This is a genomic window from Staphylococcus aureus (genome assembly GCF_001027105.1).
Lineage (GTDB): Bacteria > Bacillota > Bacilli > Staphylococcales > Staphylococcaceae > Staphylococcus > Staphylococcus aureus.
The window spans coordinates 136,220-155,430 of sequence record NZ_CP011526.1 but is presented as its reverse complement, the minus strand read 5'-3'; the positions used below and the strand labels follow the sequence as shown (position 1 = coordinate 155,430).

The following is a 19,211-nucleotide window of genomic DNA, read 5'->3' as shown; positions in this document are numbered from 1 at the left end:
ACTTTCCCTACTTACTTATTGAATATTGTTTTGATATATTGTGCCCAATGATACAGCCAATTGTTAGTTATCGTTGGCCATTTTTCACTGATGTGATTCATTATTTTTAATGTTAATGTTGTATCTATCATTGCTAGTTGTTGTTCACGGTCAACACTAGTTAATCCAATCGTTTCGTACATGTCTTGTTTCTGTAAAATTTCATTAAATGATTCATCGCTGACGAGTTCAATTTCTTTGCGCTTAACGCATTCTAACAAAGATTTCACCGGCATTTTATTAGGTGATAGCACATGGTAAATGATTTGTGGTGTGTTGACCTGTGCTAATGCGACAATTTGTCTTGCAGTCGTATCCACAAAAGAAAAATCTACAGGCATTTCAGCCATGCTAACCCCGATACAATCCAGTTGTAACAAATCATTCATTACCATTGAAAAACGGTTAGTCTTTATATTTCTCATATGCCATCTTCCATTGTAAGGATTCGTCAAATTACCAACACGTACAATCCGACCATCTAAGCCATTATTTACAGCTTCTAATACTTTTAATTCACTATAAAATTTGCTCCGTGTATATGGTGATGTTAGTAGTTGCCCTTTATAGACATCCGCTTCTGAAAATGTCACATCTTCTGTGTCTATATCAAAATAAGTTCCCACACTTATCGTAGACACATATATTAACCTTGCATGATGTTGTTGTGCCAAACGTATGACATCAACAGTACCTTGAACATTTACTTTTTCAAATTCATCATCATCACCAAAGTGATCTGTACGAGCACCTGCATGAATAATCGTATCCATGTTTTCTGGTAAAACAACATCATCCATACACTCGAAATCACCAACAATGACTTCAATGTTTGATAACATTATTTCAACCGTCTCTTCTGAAAAATAATCATTTAAATTCGTCATCAACTTATACCATGCTATTTCCTCATTATCAGCACGTATGAAACAATAAATGCGATGACTGTATCCTTGTAGTACTTCAATCAGATAAGCACCTAAAAAACCTGTCGCGCCAGTCAATAGTGTATTTCCTAGAGGTCGATGACTTAGACTATCCTCTAAAATACCCAAGTTATAACGAGACATAACAATCTTTTGTAATTCCGAAAGATTATCCGGTAATGCAACTAATGATTGTTGATTTTGGTACATATAATTAACAATCTGTCGCACGGTTTTATATTGGTATAATGTCTGCATTGAAATATGATGGCCAAATCGTTTTAAATGCGAGACAACTAACATCGCCTCTAATGAGTTACCACCAAGTTCAAAGAAATCATCGTCAACACCGACATCATTTTGTTTCAATACCTCTCCAAATACATCAACAAATGTCTGCTCAATTTCATTAGAGGGTTCGCTATACACTTTATTAGACTGTTGTATAGGTGATGGATTTGGCAAACGCGTAGTATCCACCTTGTCATTCGTGGTTAATGGCATACAATCGATATGCGTTATAGTCTTAGGAATCATATACTTAGGCAGCTGATCATTTAAATATTGCTTCAAATCCTGTTCCACTTGTTGCTCTCCGACATAATAAGCATTCAATATATCATGCGTATCAAAGTGACTTACTGTTACAACACAATCAGATATACCACGAATAGCTAATATTGCATTTTCAATTTCATCAAGTTCAATACGGTACCCGTTAACTTTCACTTGTTTATCTATTCTTCCTAAAAATTCAATTTGACCATCAGATGTATAACGTGCTAAATCACCACTATGATACAACTTTCCTTTACCAAATGGATTATTTTGCCATTTATCAGCCATTAATTCTGGACGATTAATATATCCTATCGCTAAACTATCACCTGCAATACACAACTCGCCTGGCATACCAATACCGCATAACAAACCATCTGACATAATATACACTTGGATGTTAGATAAGGGTTTGCCAATTGGAATCGTCTCAGGTATCAAATCACCACAATGATGTGACCAATACGATGTGATGACTGTTGACTCAGATGGTCCATAGGCATTGAAATACGTGCCACAATGCTTCTCAATATATTTAACAAAGGATGCCGTACTAGTTGCCCCGCCTGTAATCAACTTTTCAATATAAAAGTCTTCCATAACACTACACATCTGTAACGGAATCGACGCAACCGTCACACGATGCTTATTAATGAGTTGTTGTAACTGTTCTGGATTAACACGTTCCTCTCTATCTGGAATCACAAGCGTATGACCATTTAACAAACAACAATAAATCTCCATAACTGATGCATCAAAAACAATATTTGCATGTTGCAAAAATACTTCATTGTCGCCTAATTGCAATTCAGTTGACCATGCATGCACTAAATTCAACAAATTTCGTTGTCGTATGGCAACCCCTTTAGGCATCCCGGTCGTACCAGATGTGTAAATAGCATACATCTCATTATCTAACATCGCTGTGTTTTCAAGTTGATTGCCATGTAAATCATCATATTGTTCATTTTCCTTTGATTCAACAAAGCCTTTAGCATTTTCCAATTGAATGACTGGTAATGTCGTTTCAATTTCAACGCCGTAAGACATGACTGCAGTTACTTTAGCATCCTCCAAAATTGCACCTTGTCGTTTATTCGGAAAATCAATATCGATAGGTATATAAGATGCACCTACTTTAACTGTCGCCAACATCGCCGCAATCATTTCAAAACTACGTTCTGTAAACAAGGCAACCCGTTGACCATTGCCCACACCATTTGATAGGAGCATGTGCGCAATGGCATCCACATAGTTGCGTAATGTTTCATACGTCATTGTCAAATCATTCATGACTAGCGCAACATGATTACCTTGTCGTGAGACAACTTCATTAAAGTAACTTATGATAGATTTATTTCCCGGGACATTAAGCATTCGATCGTTAACATGCGTATTGACCCAATTTAGAAGTTCCTCCGTGCCGTTTGGTATATCACAAATTTGTAGTGTATCTTGATGCTTCAAAATATAATCAATCATAATCATACATTGATTACCCATGTGACGAACTGTTTCTGAGTGATATAAATCGGTATTATACTCGATATTGATTGTATAGTCATCGCGATCTTCTTCAATGATGAAAGATAAATCAAATTTCGCCGTCACTGATTTGGGTTGAATGTGTGTTAATTTACTATGCCCAAAATGAGCATGATTCGTTTCATTGTTTTGTAGTACTAACATGACATCAAATAATGGATTCCGTGAGGCATCATGTGATTGATCTAAGTCATTTACTAAACATTCGAATGGGTATTCTTGATGCTCGTATGCCTCCAAACTCATTTCCTTAACCTCTTGTAAAAACTGTGTCCACATTTTATCAGGTGACGGTTGCCCTCTATATACCAACGTATTAGCAAACATGCCTAGCATTTGCTCCGTGCCTTTATGCATACGCGCACTCATCACACTACCGACAACAACATCATCTTTTCGAGCATATCTACTTAACAACGTCATGACCACACTCATAAAGAACATAAAATCAGTAATTTGATGCTTTTCTACATACTTTTGAAGTAGCTGTCTCATTTGTTGATTCATTGTAAATGACATCATTGCTCCATTTGTCGTTTTAATATTTGGTCTAACATAGTCTGTCGGTAAGCTTAAAATAGGTACTTCATCTTTGAATTGAGATAACCAATATTGTCTATGTTTCGTCATATCACGATGCGACATCCACTCACTATAGTCTTTATATTGCAATTTAAGTGGTAACAATAATTTATGTTGATAAAGTGCGTTAAGATCATTCATTAATTGTATATTACTCATACCGTCATTAATGATATGATGCGTATCTATAAAGAGGTATGCATGTAAGGGACTTCTAATGTATCTCACTCTAATTTGACTTGGCTTTTCCAAATTAAAAGGTGCTACAAATTGGCGCATGATTTCTTGTTCATCCGTAAAATGCGTGTTAACTTCTTCAAAGTCAACTGCAACATCTGCCACAATACGTTGTCGAACCTCATCATCTACAACAATATATTGTGTTCGTAAAATCTCATGTCGCGCTATCAAACGCTGCACTGCTTGTCGCAATTGAGCTACATTAAGTTCTGATGATAACCGCCATAAAAAAGGTACGTTATACACCGTATCTTTATGGTTTGATTTCCATAATAAATACATACGCTTTTGTGCAGAGCTCAGCACATAATCATCTTTAACTATAGTTTCTGGAATCACTTCATAGTTTTGTTCTTGAACCTTAGCAATCGCTTGTGCTAGTTCAAATACAGTTGGCTTTTGTAATAAATCACCAATTTGTAATCGTTTCCCAGTAGATGCCTCTATCCGATTCACCACTAACGTTGCTTTTAATGAATGGCCACCTAATTCAAAGAAATTATCATGAATACCTACTTGATTCACATGTAAAATATCTGCAAAAATTTGGCATAGCAAGTGTTCGGTATCTGTACTCGGTGCTACATAGGCATCCGTATCGACATAGTCCATGATAGGCAATGCCTTCTTATCTAATTTCCCATTAATAGTAATAGGAATTTGCTCAATATGCATGAAATTAACTGGTATCATGTACTCCGGTAAGGTCATACGTAATTGTGATTTAATCTTATTATGTGATAATGTATGCATCGCTTCATAATAAGCAACGATATACTGATCTTGATCATGATTTTGAACAATAACAACTGCTTTATTAATACCTTGTATACGCTCGAGCGCATGCTCAACCTCTGACAACTCAATCCTAAACCCTCGAATCTTAACTTGTTTGTCCTTTCGATATAAATAATCTATGTTGCCATCGGGTAACAAACGAACGATATCACCACTTCTATACATCAGCTGATTTATATTTGAATCTTTGATAAATTTATCTGCTGTCAATTCTGGCTGATTTAAATAACCTGCAGCTAACCCAAAGCCACTTGTACATAATTCTCCAGGAATACCAACGCCACACCGACGCTCGCCTTGCATGATATAAACATGAGTACCCAGAATCGGTTTACCAATAGGAATACGATTTGGAACTTTGTTAGGTATATTATACGTCGTTGTAAATGTTGTATTTTCAGTTGGTCCATAACCATTAATAATTTGAGGATGCTTCGGTTTTTGATTAAGCAAATCCACCCACTTAGCATTCAATACTTCTCCACCAATTAATAAATACTTTAACGGTACCAATACTTCTATTCGTTCACTAGCAATCTGATTAAATAATGAGGAGGTTAACCACATAGTATTAACGTCATTTTCATTGATTAATTGTTCTACCGCTATTGGATTTAATAATTGTTCTTTTTTAGCAACAATCAGCTTTCCACCATTGAGCAATGCACCATATATTTCAAATGTTGCAGCATCAAAGGCTATAGTTCCTGATAACAAAATCGTCGTCTCTTCATTTAATGGTACATAATGATTTTGATGGACCAAGCGAACAATACCTCGGTGCGGAATTAGTGTCCCTTTAGGGTTACCAGTTGTCCCCGACGTGTAAATAACATAAGCATGATCTTCTAACGTGTTACATTTAGAAAGATTATCAATATTTTTCCACGCTATCTTATTCAAATCAATGTGATTAATATTTTGTTTACCATTTTCATATAAAGCTTGGTACGTTATTACAACTTTAGGCGTTACATCTTTTAAAATGTACTCCTGACGATCACTTGGATAGTTCGGATCAATTGGCACGTAAGCCCCACCAGCTTTCAACACACCTATCATCGCTATTATCATCTCAATACTTTTTTCAGCTATGACAGCGACACGATCATTAGGTTCAACACCATACTGGTTTCTCAAACGGTGTGCTAAATCATTCGCGCGTGCATTCAATGTTTGATATGTTATAAACACTCCGTCAAATTGCACAGCGACATGATTCGGCGTTGCTTCAACTTGTTGCTCAAATAAGGTAACAACTGTTTGCGCATCATCTATCTCAGGCAAACTTAAATTGATATCGTCATATAATTGAATATCACGTTCTGTCATCAAATTAAGTTCATCTACAGTTGTTCGTTTATTTCCATTTTCTTCAGTAATTTGCAAATAAATATTTCGAACTAAGTCACTCAGCGTCTCGATTGAGAGCAAATCATATGCTGCACTGTTATATATAATTTTGAACCCGTGTTGATGTGGAAAAATTTCAATATCCGCTAAAGATGTATGTGCATCATGTATTTGATGTACATCCTCAATAACATCATTACAACAAGACATCATATGATGATAACAATGAAAAATAGTCTCTAGTGAAAGCGAAGACTTCGCGCACTGTAATTGCGACATATTTTGCAACACACATTTATTAAAATCTGTTGTAAAACGTTGACATACATCTTTTGCATCGATTGTTAACGTTAACGGCACAATATTTCCGTGTAAATCATTTGGTAAATGTGATGGTACATGTATACCTAATGTGACATCATGTTGTTGACTCATTATATGATTAGCTAAATACACACTAACAGCCAACGATGCCATATCTATTGATGTCATATCATCAATCAAATACGTTTGATATAAAGCTTGTTCAAATGGATGCTTAATTGGAAAATAACTATCAATATGGATGTCAGAGTTATTCTCTAACCGAAAATAGTTTGAGTCTAATGCTATATGCGATGCATCTTGATTGTCTTTATCATCATTTCTATTTATATGTGCATGCTGTCGAGTATTGTTAATAACAGTATTGCCACGATATGCATTGCATAAATCATCAAGAAAAATATCAATTTGACTATCATCGAAAATGGACACATGAAAATCTAATAGTATATATGCAGCATCAGCGAACTGAAACAATTTAACTTTGAATAAAGGTGAATCATTAAAATGGTAAGTACTTAATTCTTGCTTAAAAAAAGCTTCTAAATCATAGTTTGCGGAAGAAGATGGAACTTGTTTTATCTCAATAAAAGGCAGAAATTCATGAAGTATCATTGTTAAATTGTCATCGGTAGTAACATCAAAAAAATGTCTTATAGATGCATGTTGTTGCACAATTGTCGATAATGCATACATCATTTTAGTAGCTTCAACATTTTTAGCGAGTTTAACCCAATACGCATTACGGTGTGTCGTTGATTCTGTATTATTTTTGTATATACGAAAATATTCCTGTTGAAATCTCAAATTACCCATAATCATAAAAAGTCCTTCTTTCATATCATAATACTCATTACTTACTGAAATTGCATGATGATATGATAACCGACGAAATGTTAATTAACTCGTTATGTAATGATTAATATAAAACACCATTCGCAACATATGAGCGATATATTCTACCCTAAAATACATCTTGTATCATCGTTACAATTGGTATATTTTTCAATGTAAATTACATACATCTTCGATAAATAGCACACTACAAATCGTTAATCACTTTCTGTTGTTCACATCTCATTGCAAACTCAATATTGTTGTTACAAAATATCCATGAAGCAAGTTTATATTAAACAAACAACTCGCATAAAACAATTGTTATCCTTAAATTTTAACAAATTCTTAATAAATTTATCTCTATTTTAATTACGACCAAATTAATAGGTTTTCCATATAAAAAGATGCATAAAATAAATATTTAAATAAATTCAATTTGTATTCACTTGTTTTTGTCCCCCAAATACACCAGCAACAAGCATGCTAGCACCAATTGTTAAAACGATAAACATATACAGTCCCATTTGTAATGACGTTAAGAAAACACCCAACACAATCCCTAACCTAGCTAGTGTTTCTGAAAAATGAATACCTAATGCATTAACTGCACTATATGTTCCTCTTTTAGCTTTAGGAATAATTTTAAAGCGTTGTTCTGAAACTATAGGCGAATAAATAATTTCACCTACAGTCGCAATTATCATAAAAACAACTAATAAGCCAAACTGATTAAGATAGGTTAGACCACTATAGCCAACAATATAAATCAGCAAACCAGTGATTAAAGCTTTTTTAAAATCTATTTTCAATACAACTTTCGAGATTGAATACGTGAGTAAAATGACGACGACCGTATTAATCATTAGCAAGATTGCTAACATCTTAGCACCTGTAATATCATATGAACCTATACTTATTGTTTCAAACTGATCCTTTAGTCTAATAGCAATATATGAGGAGATTGAAAATTCACCCATCATGATGATACTGAACCCCGAAATCAATAACATATAATTACGGTCTTTCAAAACTAATTTATAACTGCGAAATATATTCATTATTTGTAATTTTTGATAACGACTTGCATGCCTCTTGTCATCACTTTGCTTTACTTGATTTCGGTCTTGAGGTAACCAAATATATAAAATAAAGAGTACAATTAAAAATATACAAGCTGCTATTAAGAAAAGTAGTAACATACTGTAGCCATACATCAAGCCACCTAACAATGCCCCAATAGCTACCGATAAGTTTGTCATCCAATAGCTAATCTTGTAAATATAATGTTCCACGTCTTCGGTAATTGCATCCATAATTAATGTGTCCATAACTGGAAATTGTAATCCCCAAACGATTGTAAATATGGCATATGCAACACAAAAACCAATAATTTGCCACAATTGATGTGACCCAAATACGCCCATGAACACAAGCATTATCACCATCGTCGCTTGATAAATAAGTACTAGCAACTTTTTCGGAAATATCTCAATAAGGTAACCAGATATAATGGACAATGGAAATTTTAGAACCACTAAACCAACAAGATATATACCGACAATTGATTGACTTAACATATCTGTTAAATATAGTGCTATAAACGGTATAAATGCTGTCGTAATAATTAGCTGTAAAAAATTGCTAATCAATCGTACTTTCAAAGTCGTACTTAAGCGTTTCATTAATAACTACACCCCTTTCCACATATATACACACTACCATTTATATAAAATCTATTATTAGATTATACGTTGAAACAAAGAATTTTTAGTTATACAAAGTTATTTAACAAACAAATGCATCGACTTTACAATGCATCTTGCATATAATGCCTCAAAAAAATTAGCACTATATGACTATATATTATTCCAAATGAATGAAATTTATCAATAATTGCGTAAGTGAACACATATGTGCGTAAATGTTAAATCATTGTCCTAACATAGCCGTGACTATACTTAGATGTAATCATAAAAAAACTACTGCCATCTTTACAACAGCAGTAGTGCTTATATGATTCATTTATATAAAATTGAAAGCGTTAATCGCTAGCCCAGCATCCTTATTCTATTTAGCTGTATAACTTTTACTAGCAATACGACCACTTGCAACAATAATATCTTTATCTTGGAAAGGTTCATGATTGAAGAAACGCTCTAAAATATCTTTAACTCCATCTTCAATACGTTTTTGTGCTTCTAAAGTCATACCTGAATAGTGAACCGTCATAGCATTTCTAGGCATTGTTCTCCATGGATGATCAGCAGGTGCAGGTTGTGGATACCAAACATCACCAGCATATCCTTGTAAATGCTCGGATGCTAACGCTTCAACTAACGCATCGCGATTTACAATTTTACCACGTGCAGTATTCACTAAATAACTGTGTTTTTTCATACGACTTAAAACATCTTTATCAAATAAGTTATCAGTTTCTGGTGTTAATGGTGCATGAATTGTAATCGCATCACTTGTTGAAACAAGTTCATCAAAGCTTACAAATTTAGACAATTTATGGTCTTGTTGATTGATTGGATCATAGTGTTGTAATGTTACATTAAATGGCGCTAATCTTTCAGCAACAAGTTGTCCAATTCGACCAAATCCAAAAATACCAATTGTTTTGTGTTGTAATTCATGCGCATGATTACCTACTTGAGACAAGTTCCATTCACCTTCTACTGATTGACGATGACCTTCTTCATAGTTTCTAAGAAGTATTAATAAATCCATAACCGCATGTTCTGCCACACTAACTGTATTACTTCCTGTAACTTCAACGACACCAATATTGTGTTCACTTGCTGCCGCTAAATCTACATGGTCAGATCCTACACCTGCTGTAATTGCTAATTTCAAGTTCGGTGCTTTTTCAATACGTTCACGAGTCATATATGCAGGATAAAATGGCGCACTAATAATCACATCCATATCTGGTAAATGTTTATCTAAGTCTTCACCATTATCTGCTAATATAATGAACTCATGTCCTCTTTCCTCTAAAAATGTTTTTAATCCTAATGCTTTTTTAGTATTAAGTAATTGATTTTCTTGACCTTCTACTGCTTCTGGAAATAATGCTACGATTTTCATATCCATCTCTCCTAAATGATAAATTTTGACTTCCTTAAAGTACGTGTTGCATGTTGCTTGTTTTAAAAATATGACAAAAAAACGGCACCGTTTGACATACCACCCCCTTGAATTATTGTTAAATTCAAAGCGAAGTTAGCAAACAGCACCGTGTACCTTACACCAGCAACACTTATTCTATTGACTTATCGAAAACAAATATTGAAATGACTTCATCATCATTCAAATCAATATCTGTAAATAATTTTACAAACTTAGCGCCTACAAGACTTTCCATCTCATTTACATCTATTTCTTTATACATCTGTTTAATCTTCTCTGTGCGTGTATAATGGAGCATCGATTCATTGCGTTTGTCGTTTAGGTAAAAACTCTCAACTTTACTCAAAACACCTGTCATATGTGCAATCGCCCAATTATCTTTAAACGACACTCGAATACTATTGGGTCCTTTACCCACGTATTCTTTACGATAAGATCTTACTAGATTCGAGAATTGTTGTTCTTTAGTATGCGTATCTATAGTATTCACCTTCTTTAAAATAAGAAGTTCATTAATTGTTCACATTTTCATTATACACCTTATTAACACTTTTTCAATGATAACGATTATTATTATTACGAAATGTATATTTTCCTAGTTAAAAGGATATAACAAATTAACAGAAAATGTTTATAAACTAAGATTTATATTATTTTAAAAAATGTTTCAACAAACGCATCTAAACAAAAAATCAGCTTATCACACTTACCCCTTCAACTCTGCTTCAAGTTTACCTAAATGTCTTAATGTCGGTGTCAATGCTGCGAAGAAGAATCCTTCTTTTAACTTGCGAACTTGTGGCGAATATGGTGTGTACGCTCTAGAACCACCATTGACAACAGAAGCTTGATTTACATCTAACAATAAATAGCCGATGTCCTTCTTCAATGATATTAATTCATTTAAATGTGAAGTTAAGTTACCGTCATCTAATATTGCATAATATTCCTCTCTAAGTTGACGATAACGTTTTTTAAAAGCTTCAACATCATACTCTAAATATTGATTTATTCCGTTTTGCACATTTGAAAATGCATCAATTAACTCTAAAGAACTTTTAATTGAGCCTAATCCTATTGGAATTTGGTAAGCAATAAATTGCGGGCGAATAGTTGCCGCAAACTGCTTCGCATCATGCGTGATAATTTGTGATTGTGGCACTACGACTTGATTCAATGTGATTTGATACGTTGCTGACCCGTTGACTCCTAAAAAATTGGTTTTTTCAACAAGAGTGATACCATCTTGATTGGCACGTAGAATGAACATGACAAATTCATCTGATGATTCATGTTTCGAAATCGCACCAAAATAATGGTCTTCTTGAATATTACTTACAGCTGGCATACGTCCACTGACAACCAATTGTCCATCAACATAAGTGTGTTCAAGGTTCAACTTTTCTAAATCATTAAATGACTTCATCGGATTAGACAATCCGGTAGCACCTAATATTTCTCCAGATAACAATTGCTGTTGTAAGTCATTATTTAAATGTGGCTGCGTGGCATTTTCTAAATACGTTGAAAAAGCTAATTGGCACCATAAACAAAATCCTGTTGTCAAACAAGACTGCGATACAGCTTCGATTACTTCAGCATTTTTTCTCAATGCCGCCTCACCGAAATAACCATCTACAAATAATTGCTGAATAAATGTTCTCGGATAATACGTCCCTTCATCAACTTCTACTAAATGAGGATCTAATTGTTCTTTGATAAGCGTTTCTAAAGTCATCATCATCTCTCCTTATTCACCAAATCTTCTAAGTATAAACTGCTCAATATAACTAATGAATCGATCAATAATAAAACCAAATAATCCGATAAAGAATATTGCTGCTAAAACATCTTCTAAGTTCAACATATTTCGTGCATCAACGATTAAAAAACCTAATCCCGATTGTGCACCAATCATTTCACCAGAAACTAAAAATATCCAACTTGTTCCTACCGCCATATGTATCCCAGCCATGATTTGTTTAAATGCCCCGGGAAATAATATATTGCGATACAATGACCACCCAGTTAAATTTAAATTTGCTGCTATTTTTAAATATTGAGGTTCAATGTCTCTAACGCCTTTAATAGTATTGAACACAATTGGGAAAAAAGCAGCGATAAAAATAATCGCAATCGCTGGCAAACTACCAATACCAAACCATAGAACAACAAATGGTGCCCATGCTATCGGAGATATCGGCCTAATCAATTGAAATAGCGGTTCGATAGCGTTGTATAGCCAACGATTCCTTCCAAGCAAGAAGCCCAATGGAATAGCAACCAACAATGCGACAACAAAGCCCGCTACAAATCTCCATAAACTAATTGCTAAATGTTGGAAAATTTCTCCAGTAACAATGAAAGACCATATACTTTTTCCTACAAGAGCAGGACCCGGTAACAATACAGGTTGGTAATGCCCAATAATAATGACCATTTCCCAAATGCCTAAGAAAATAATAAATGTGATAATAGGTAATATAAATTTGTTATTTGTGGGACGTGTCATGAACGCGATGCCTCCTTATACAATGACGGTTCAACAAAGTCATCATATGCAGGTGGATTAAACAAATGATGTTGTTTTACCAATGTCGTAATTTCTTGATAGCCGGATGGCTTAATTGTTAAATCACCATAGGATGTCCATGCCGCTGACTGTGTTAAAACGTCACGACTTTGTTTAAAATGATGCGTCATAATGTCTACACTTTGCTTGCGATCATTCATTTTAAAGCCAGACTTTTTATAATCTTGTACAAATGCTTGCGCTACATCCTTGTGTTGATCAAGCAATTCCCCTCTCAGTACTAGCACACAGCAATACGCATCAGGTATAACGTCATCACCATGTTTCAAAGTCTTACCTTTGCCTAACTTTTCACCCAGTGCACCGAATGGTTCGGCTACAGAATACCCTGTAATTCTGTGTTCACTCAATGCGGCTGGCATTTCTGCTGGCGACATTTCATGATAGCTAAAATGCCCCGGTTTAATCTTTAATTGTTTACGTAATTCCTCAAGTAAAAGATAATGTGTTGAATAACGATGTGGTATACCAAAATGGTAATCATCGCCATTATTATTAAATTCATTTAAGTGCATACCTTTTTGTCCCATAATGACATTGCCTTCATGATGGCCCAATGCCACAGCCTTTATATTTGAGCCCTTCTGTTTTGATTTCATCGCTAGCTCTATTAAAGTTGATGCACCATCAATACGACCACTGTTTAATGCGTCCATTAAATCTGGCCAATTATTGAATTTAACTAATTCTAGTTTATATTTCGGATGATTGTATTGTGATAATAATTTTTTAGTCATCATCAAATTAGCTGAATGTGTAATCGGCAAATATCCAATTTTAATCACTTGCTGATTTTGGGCATTTTTAGACCGTTCTTTAGACGTCCTTTGCCAATCACATCCTGTAATTATAAAGATTCCAATGATGACGATTATGCTTAACCTTTTCATCGTCACTCACTCCTTATAAATAATATTCAGGTTCAACTTGATGATGATTCAATGCAAATGTTTCCATAATTTCATTACGAATCTTAAGTAGGTGGCTATCATTACGACTGCGTGGATGTGATGCTGTAATTTCATATTGAGAAATAATATTGCACCCTTCACCTAACAGAACAATGCGGTCGGAAAGATAAATAGCTTCATCAATGTCATGCGTCACTAAAATAATAGTTGATTGCGTTTTATGTTTTAGTTGCACTAGTTGATCCTGAAGTTTATAACGTGTAAATGCATCTAATGCACCTAATGGCTCATCCATCAATATAACGTTAGGCTTATGCACATGCGCTCGACATAGTGCCACACGTTGTTTCATACCCCCGGACAGTTGCTCGGGAAAATGCTTTCCCCTGTCTTCTAAATCAACTAATTTAAGCTGTGCGTTAATCTCTTCATCACTAATTTTCTGTTGTAATCCAATCCTAATGTTGTCATTAATCGTTTTCCATGGCAGCAAATTATGATGTTGAAATAGCATTAAACAATCTGGAGATGGCTGTTGTTTAATTTCGTTATCAATAATGACACGACCAGACGATGGATGAATAAATCCACCGATAATATTGAGTAAAGTAGACTTTCCGCAACCACTTTTCCCTATGAAAGTGACTATTTCTCCCTTGCTAATGTCCAAATTAAAGTTATGAATTACTTTATGTGATCCAAAGTGATGTTGTAATTGTTGAATTTTAATCATGACAAGCCCCCTTTTAATCCCTACTATTTTAATAGGAATTAAGTGTATATCTAAAGGGCTATGCCAAACACAGCCCTTATATCGTGAATTGTTATATCTATAGATGATTATGGTTTGGTATGAGTGCTCTTATAACATAAGCGTTATTCAATTAACGACGTTATATTAATTTCAGCTCTACTAAATTTCAATAAAATGATTGTTTTAGACAATACTTGCATTTAGTTCATTAGTTTCTTCATATCAACTACTTACATTTATAGCATTGAGCTATTCTAATTAACTGCAATCGAAATCCATGCCAAACCTATATACATATATCTCATCAACTTGTTGTCTTATTAAAGTTTTTCGATGCCATCAATCGGTGTATCAACTGCTTTGCGCGCGCGACGTACCGCTTCTTCATCAGGTGCGTTGTATAAACAAATACATTTAGACATATCTTCACATACATATGTGCGTTTAAATTCAACTTCTGGCACTTCTTCATAATGAACAGAATTTTTCTTTTTACGTGCTAAATATTGATCCATCGTAATGCCTTCCGGAATGTTCCAAGTTACAAGGTAATCAACATGTGCATCACCATTTTTAACTTCATCTAAATCTTTACCAACTAAGCGTACTTCTTTGACTAATTGAATACTAATATCTGCTTCTGTTAAAAATTGTTTAGCTTCTGCTTCGTCATTTGCTTCCACAATAAAATAACCATGAGTTAAATTTTCAGTAGCTTGTACTTCAATTAATGTTGGAATTGTCTTCGTAGATAGTGATGCTGCCTTTGCTTCTAGTTCTTCTTTCGTTGATGCAAAATCAAGATTGTTAGCTTCTAATAAAAATAATGTCATTAATAAGACCTCCTATAACAATGGTTGAAAAAATATTACTATAATTCTTATCGGATTACAAGGATATTAAGATATTTTTTTAAATATTTAGATAAAATTCTGTAAAATATATTTTCAAAGAGTATAAAAATCATGTTAGGGTATAAGTAAATAAACATATATATAGGGGGCTATCATTATGGATAAAGAATCTGTCGTAGCAAGTTTAGCTAGAAACAAAAAGATTGCTGTAGAAACAATGGCCGGTCAAAGGTACATCATAGAACGCATTTTACATACAAATGATGAAAAACATATTCATATTTTGAAACCTAAAGATGTCGTGTTAGATGTAGATAGCATCAAAGAAATTGACGAAAATCATTTAAATGATGCAACATAAGTATAAAACGAAACGTGCGCCTATGACATAGATTAATGTTTTAGGCGCTACAATGTTTTATTTATGTTAATTTGTCGAAGTATGGCTCATCTAATGGATTCAATTGCAAGTTTTCAATTTGCAACGTTGAATGTGCAATGCCATATTTTTCTTTCAACAATGATGATACTTGATCAATCGCTTGATAATCATCACCCTCATATTTTTTATCTAACACAACATGGGCACTTAATGAATAATGCTCTGTTGTAATACTCCACAAATGAAATTCATGTACATCTAATATGCCATCTATGTTTTTAATATCTGCCATAATTTGATCAGTATCCAAATGTTGAGGCACACTTTCCATTAAAATTAACCACGCATTACGCGTAATTTTATAACCACCACGTAAAATGATGAGTGAAATTACAATACTAATGATTGGGTCGATGATGCGCCATCCTGTAAAGTAAATCAATACAACTGCAACGATGACACCAATAGAGTTCAATAAGTCTCCCATGAAATGCCATAATGCACTTTGAATATTGATATTGTCTTCTTGTTTTAAAGACCTTACAAGGATAACAGTCAAAATAATATTGACGAGTAAACCAATACTAGCAATCATAAACATAATGCCACTTTCAATTGGTTGCGGATAAATAATACGTACAATAGCTTCATATAAAATCCAGATTGAAATTACAATTAATGCTAAACCATTTAAAAATGCAGCTAATATCTCAAATCTTAAATATCCAAATGTGTATCGTGCAGTCGGCTTTTTACTTGCAAAATAAATGGCCAACATAGATAAACCAAGTGCTAATACATCACTAAGCATATGAAATGAATCTGACAGTAATGCCAATGAATTAGATACTAAACCTCCGACAAATTCAATCACTGTAAATAACAATGTGATGATTAGTGATGCCCACAGCGTCTTTTTAGAACTTTGTTGAATTTTTTGATGATTGACATGATGAAAATATTTGTATCTGTTTATCGTATTCGCCTTTTTCCCATTCATACGTTTGCCACTCCTAAATAAATGCGTCGTATTTAATATTGTCGCTTTTAAAAATAATTCTTTATAGCTTCTCAGGTTAATATTAATGCTTCCGTAATTAACCATGATTTATACATCATCGTCATTTACATGACAACTCATTAATCTTTACCCTTTATAGCTTTATGTAATATCACCTTGGAAAACTTTTACAGCACACTCGCGCTTTGCTTTATTCCTATCATATAGAAAATTTTAATAATGTACGAGATTATTGTGTTAGTTACATAAAAATGACAAAAAAGTATCTCAAATTTATTGTTTAGTTTCATTAAGTTCAAAAAATCGCAATAACTTTAATGATTGTTCCGCATATTAAAACAAACGATGACTTTGCATATTGAACTTCATATTTCTAAATCACCATAATTAATAAACAACTCTGTCCTTATAATAGCCGCATCGCAAATTAGCATAATTAAAAACAGCAGTAAGATGATTTGCAATTAAAAACCATCCTACTGCTATTATTTTAGTCATTATATCCTAATATCATGATACGTGTTCCTATATATTTTGTTTTGCTTAAAATCTAAACAACGCCGTTAAATGTTAAGACTTACCGCTAGACTGACCTACAAACACGCTTCAGAAACGATATTTATTCTAGTACAAACCTTTTAAAGCATTGCTTGTATCAATATAAATATTTTTAACTTGTTGATAGTTACTTAACGCACCTTTATAAGTTTCTCGACCGATACCTGATTTTTTATAACCACCAAATGGTGCGCCTTCTGGTACTTGGTTGTAAGTGTTAATCCAAATACGTCCTGTACGTACAGCTTTAGCAATATTTAATGCACGTGTGATATTTTGAGAAAATACACCGCCTGCTAAACCATACTCAGAATCATTAGCTATATCAATTGCTTCTTGATCGTCCTTCACTTTAATCACTGTTAACACTGGTCCAAATATTTCTTCTTGTGCTAATTTGTGATGATTGTCTGGCACAGCAATTAATGTCGGCTCAAAGAAGAACCCTTTATCTAATCCATTTTCAGTTAAGCGATGACCGCCTGCTAAAATTTGTGCATCTGATTCTTTTGCTGCATCAATATATGATTGAATTTTATCTAATTGATCCTTACCAGTTTGACTACCCATTTGTGTAGCTTCATCTTGTGGATTTCCAACTTTAATATTTGAAAATGCCTCTTGTAAACGTGGCACCAATTGATCATAAATTTTTTCATGAACTAATAATCGAGAACCTGCACTACATACTTCACCTTGGTTGAATAAAATACCTAACTGAATACCTTCAACTGCAAGGTCTAAATTAGCATCATCTAATATGATATTGGCGCTTTTACCACCAAGCTCTAATGTAGCGGGTACTAGATGTTTTGCTGCAGCTTCGGCAACTTGATAACCTACATCAGTTGAGCCCGTAAATGATAATTTATCTACACCATCATGATTGAAAATTGCATTACCTGATTCTGAACCTTTACCCGTTAGTATATTGACAACACCTTTAGGTAATACCTCTTGGAAAATTTTAGCAACTTCCAATAAACTTAATGGTGTTGAAGACGAAGGTTGAATCACAATTGTATTACCTGCAGCAATGGCTGGCGCAATCTTCCATGCAGCTAATAGCATTGGGAAGTTCCAAGCAACAACAGCACCTACGACGCCAATCGGCTCATGTCGTACGATACTCATTGTGTCTTTATCGATATCATTCACTGTACCTTCTTCTGTTTCAATAACACTTGCGAAATAATGGAAATGTCTTGCAGCAAATGGAATATCAATTGCTGTTGTCTCACGAATCGGTTTACCATTATTTAATGTTTCAATCATTGCAATTTTATCTTTTTGTGCCATTAATTTATCACCAATATCACGCAACATTTGTGCACGTTCTGATTTAGAAGTTAATGACCATGATTCAAATGCCTCTTGCGCCACTTTGACTGCATGATCGACATCTTTATCTTTTGCTCTTGTAATATGTGATAGTGTTTCTCCAGTTGCTGGATTAGTCACTTCGATTGTTTCGTCACTGCTACCTTTAACAAATTCCCCATTGATAAATAAACCATAATTCTCTGCAATATAATCTCGAACGTTTACTGCCATATTATCTCTCCTTTGTTTATTGGCTATAATATAAATCTCTTAGCATCATATTTAATAATGCTTTTAAACGATATGATTCACATTATATAGTAAGCGTTTACATTTTATAAAATAATCAGCTCACAGAAGTCTCATTTTTAAAACTTTTGCGTCGTTTTTGCACATAAAAATAATCTTATTTTCGAAAACATATTGCACTTTTCAAAAATAAAACACATAATATAACTATAATACTTGAGAATAATTC

At 33.9% G+C, this 19,211-nt stretch carries 12 protein-coding genes; 1 reads left to right on the top strand and 11 read right to left on the bottom strand.

Annotated features, from left to right (window positions below):
- Positions 1-11: 11 nt before the first annotated feature.
- The 9 genes from ausA to AA076_RS00635 all read right to left on the bottom strand — a co-directional run bounded on the left by ausA (position 12) and on the right by AA076_RS00635 (position 15,428).
- Positions 12-7,187 (bottom strand): aureusimine non-ribosomal peptide synthetase AusA, encoded by a 7,176-nt coding sequence (ausA, locus tag AA076_RS00675; protein ID WP_000605282.1) that lies wholly within the window; start codon positions 7,185-7,187, stop codon positions 12-14.
- Between the two features lie 446 nt (positions 7,188-7,633).
- A complete protein-coding gene (locus AA076_RS00670; protein WP_000826862.1) occupies positions 7,634-8,884 on the bottom strand; it encodes an MDR family MFS transporter in 1,251 nt (416 codons plus the stop codon).
- Positions 8,885-9,269: 385 nt separating this feature from the next.
- Positions 9,270-10,295, bottom strand: coding sequence for an NAD-dependent formate dehydrogenase (locus AA076_RS00665; protein WP_000706137.1), 1,026 nt, complete (start codon positions 10,293-10,295; stop codon positions 9,270-9,272).
- Positions 10,296-10,467: 172 nt separating this feature from the next.
- Positions 10,468-10,827: a Na-translocating system protein MpsC family protein gene (locus tag AA076_RS00660; protein WP_001092004.1), complete on the bottom strand. Its 360-nt coding sequence runs from the start codon at positions 10,825-10,827 to the stop codon at positions 10,468-10,470.
- Between the two features lie 216 nt (positions 10,828-11,043).
- Complete coding sequence (locus AA076_RS00655; protein ID WP_000171648.1) at positions 11,044-12,075, bottom strand: acyl-CoA/acyl-ACP dehydrogenase; 1,032 nt, start codon at positions 12,073-12,075, stop codon at positions 11,044-11,046.
- 12 nt (positions 12,076-12,087) lie between these two features.
- The gene (locus AA076_RS00650) at positions 12,088-12,849 is read right to left on the bottom strand and encodes an ABC transporter permease (protein WP_000197958.1); all 762 of its coding nucleotides are present in this window, start codon (positions 12,847-12,849) and stop codon (positions 12,088-12,090) included.
- Positions 12,846-13,820, bottom strand: coding sequence for an ABC transporter substrate-binding protein (locus AA076_RS00645; protein ID WP_000826685.1), 975 nt, complete (start codon positions 13,818-13,820; stop codon positions 12,846-12,848). Before AA076_RS00645 ends, AA076_RS00650 begins: the two co-directional genes overlap by 4 nt.
- Before the next feature lie 13 nt (positions 13,821-13,833).
- Entirely contained in the window at positions 13,834-14,574 is a 741-nt protein-coding gene (locus AA076_RS00640; protein ID WP_000590849.1) for an ABC transporter ATP-binding protein, read from the bottom strand.
- Positions 14,575-14,915: 341 nt separating this feature from the next.
- Positions 14,916-15,428: a DUF4242 domain-containing protein gene (locus tag AA076_RS00635; protein WP_000171919.1), complete on the bottom strand. Its 513-nt coding sequence runs from the start codon at positions 15,426-15,428 to the stop codon at positions 14,916-14,918.
- A gap of 178 nt (positions 15,429-15,606) precedes the next feature.
- Between AA076_RS00635 and AA076_RS00630 the strand changes: the two genes are divergently transcribed.
- On the top strand, positions 15,607-15,810 hold the full coding sequence (locus AA076_RS00630; RefSeq protein ID WP_000356963.1) for a hypothetical protein: 204 nt from the start codon (positions 15,607-15,609) through the stop codon (positions 15,808-15,810).
- Between the two features lie 61 nt (positions 15,811-15,871).
- Here the strand turns inward: AA076_RS00630 and AA076_RS00625 are convergent, their stop codons facing one another.
- Both AA076_RS00625 and AA076_RS00620 read right to left on the bottom strand, forming a co-directional pair.
- Complete coding sequence (locus tag AA076_RS00625) at positions 15,872-16,831, bottom strand: cation diffusion facilitator family transporter (RefSeq protein ID WP_001013484.1); 960 nt, start codon at positions 16,829-16,831, stop codon at positions 15,872-15,874.
- A 645-nt stretch (positions 16,832-17,476) separates the two neighbouring features.
- On the bottom strand, positions 17,477-18,964 hold the full coding sequence (locus AA076_RS00620) for an aldehyde dehydrogenase family protein (RefSeq protein ID WP_000290400.1): 1,488 nt from the start codon (positions 18,962-18,964) through the stop codon (positions 17,477-17,479).
- Positions 18,965-19,211 lie beyond the last annotated feature (247 nt).

Coding starts and splice junctions, on each gene's coding strand:
- ausA (WP_000605282.1), bottom strand. CDS start 7,187: ATGATTATGGGTAATTTGAGATTTCAACAGGAATATTTTCGTATATAC.
- AA076_RS00670 (WP_000826862.1), bottom strand. CDS start 8,884: ATGAAACGCTTAAGTACGACTTTGAAAGTACGATTGATTAGCAATTTT.
- AA076_RS00665 (WP_000706137.1), bottom strand. CDS start 10,295: ATGAAAATCGTAGCATTATTTCCAGAAGCAGTAGAAGGTCAAGAAAAT.
- AA076_RS00655 (WP_000171648.1), bottom strand. CDS start 12,075: ATGACTTTAGAAACGCTTATCAAAGAACAATTAGATCCTCATTTAGTA.
- AA076_RS00650 (WP_000197958.1), bottom strand. CDS start 12,849: ATGACACGTCCCACAAATAACAAATTTATATTACCTATTATCACATTT.
- AA076_RS00645 (WP_000826685.1), bottom strand. CDS start 13,820: ATGAAAAGGTTAAGCATAATCGTCATCATTGGAATCTTTATAATTACA.
- AA076_RS00640 (WP_000590849.1), bottom strand. CDS start 14,574: ATGATTAAAATTCAACAATTACAACATCACTTTGGATCACATAAAGTA.
- AA076_RS00635 (WP_000171919.1), bottom strand. CDS start 15,428: ATGACATTATTTTTATTAGAAGCTAACAATCTTGATTTTGCATCAACG.
- AA076_RS00630 (WP_000356963.1), top strand. CDS start 15,607: ATGGATAAAGAATCTGTCGTAGCAAGTTTAGCTAGAAACAAAAAGATT.
- AA076_RS00625 (WP_001013484.1), bottom strand. CDS start 16,831: ATGAATGGGAAAAAGGCGAATACGATAAACAGATACAAATATTTTCAT.
- AA076_RS00620 (WP_000290400.1), bottom strand. CDS start 18,964: ATGGCAGTAAACGTTCGAGATTATATTGCAGAGAATTATGGTTTATTT.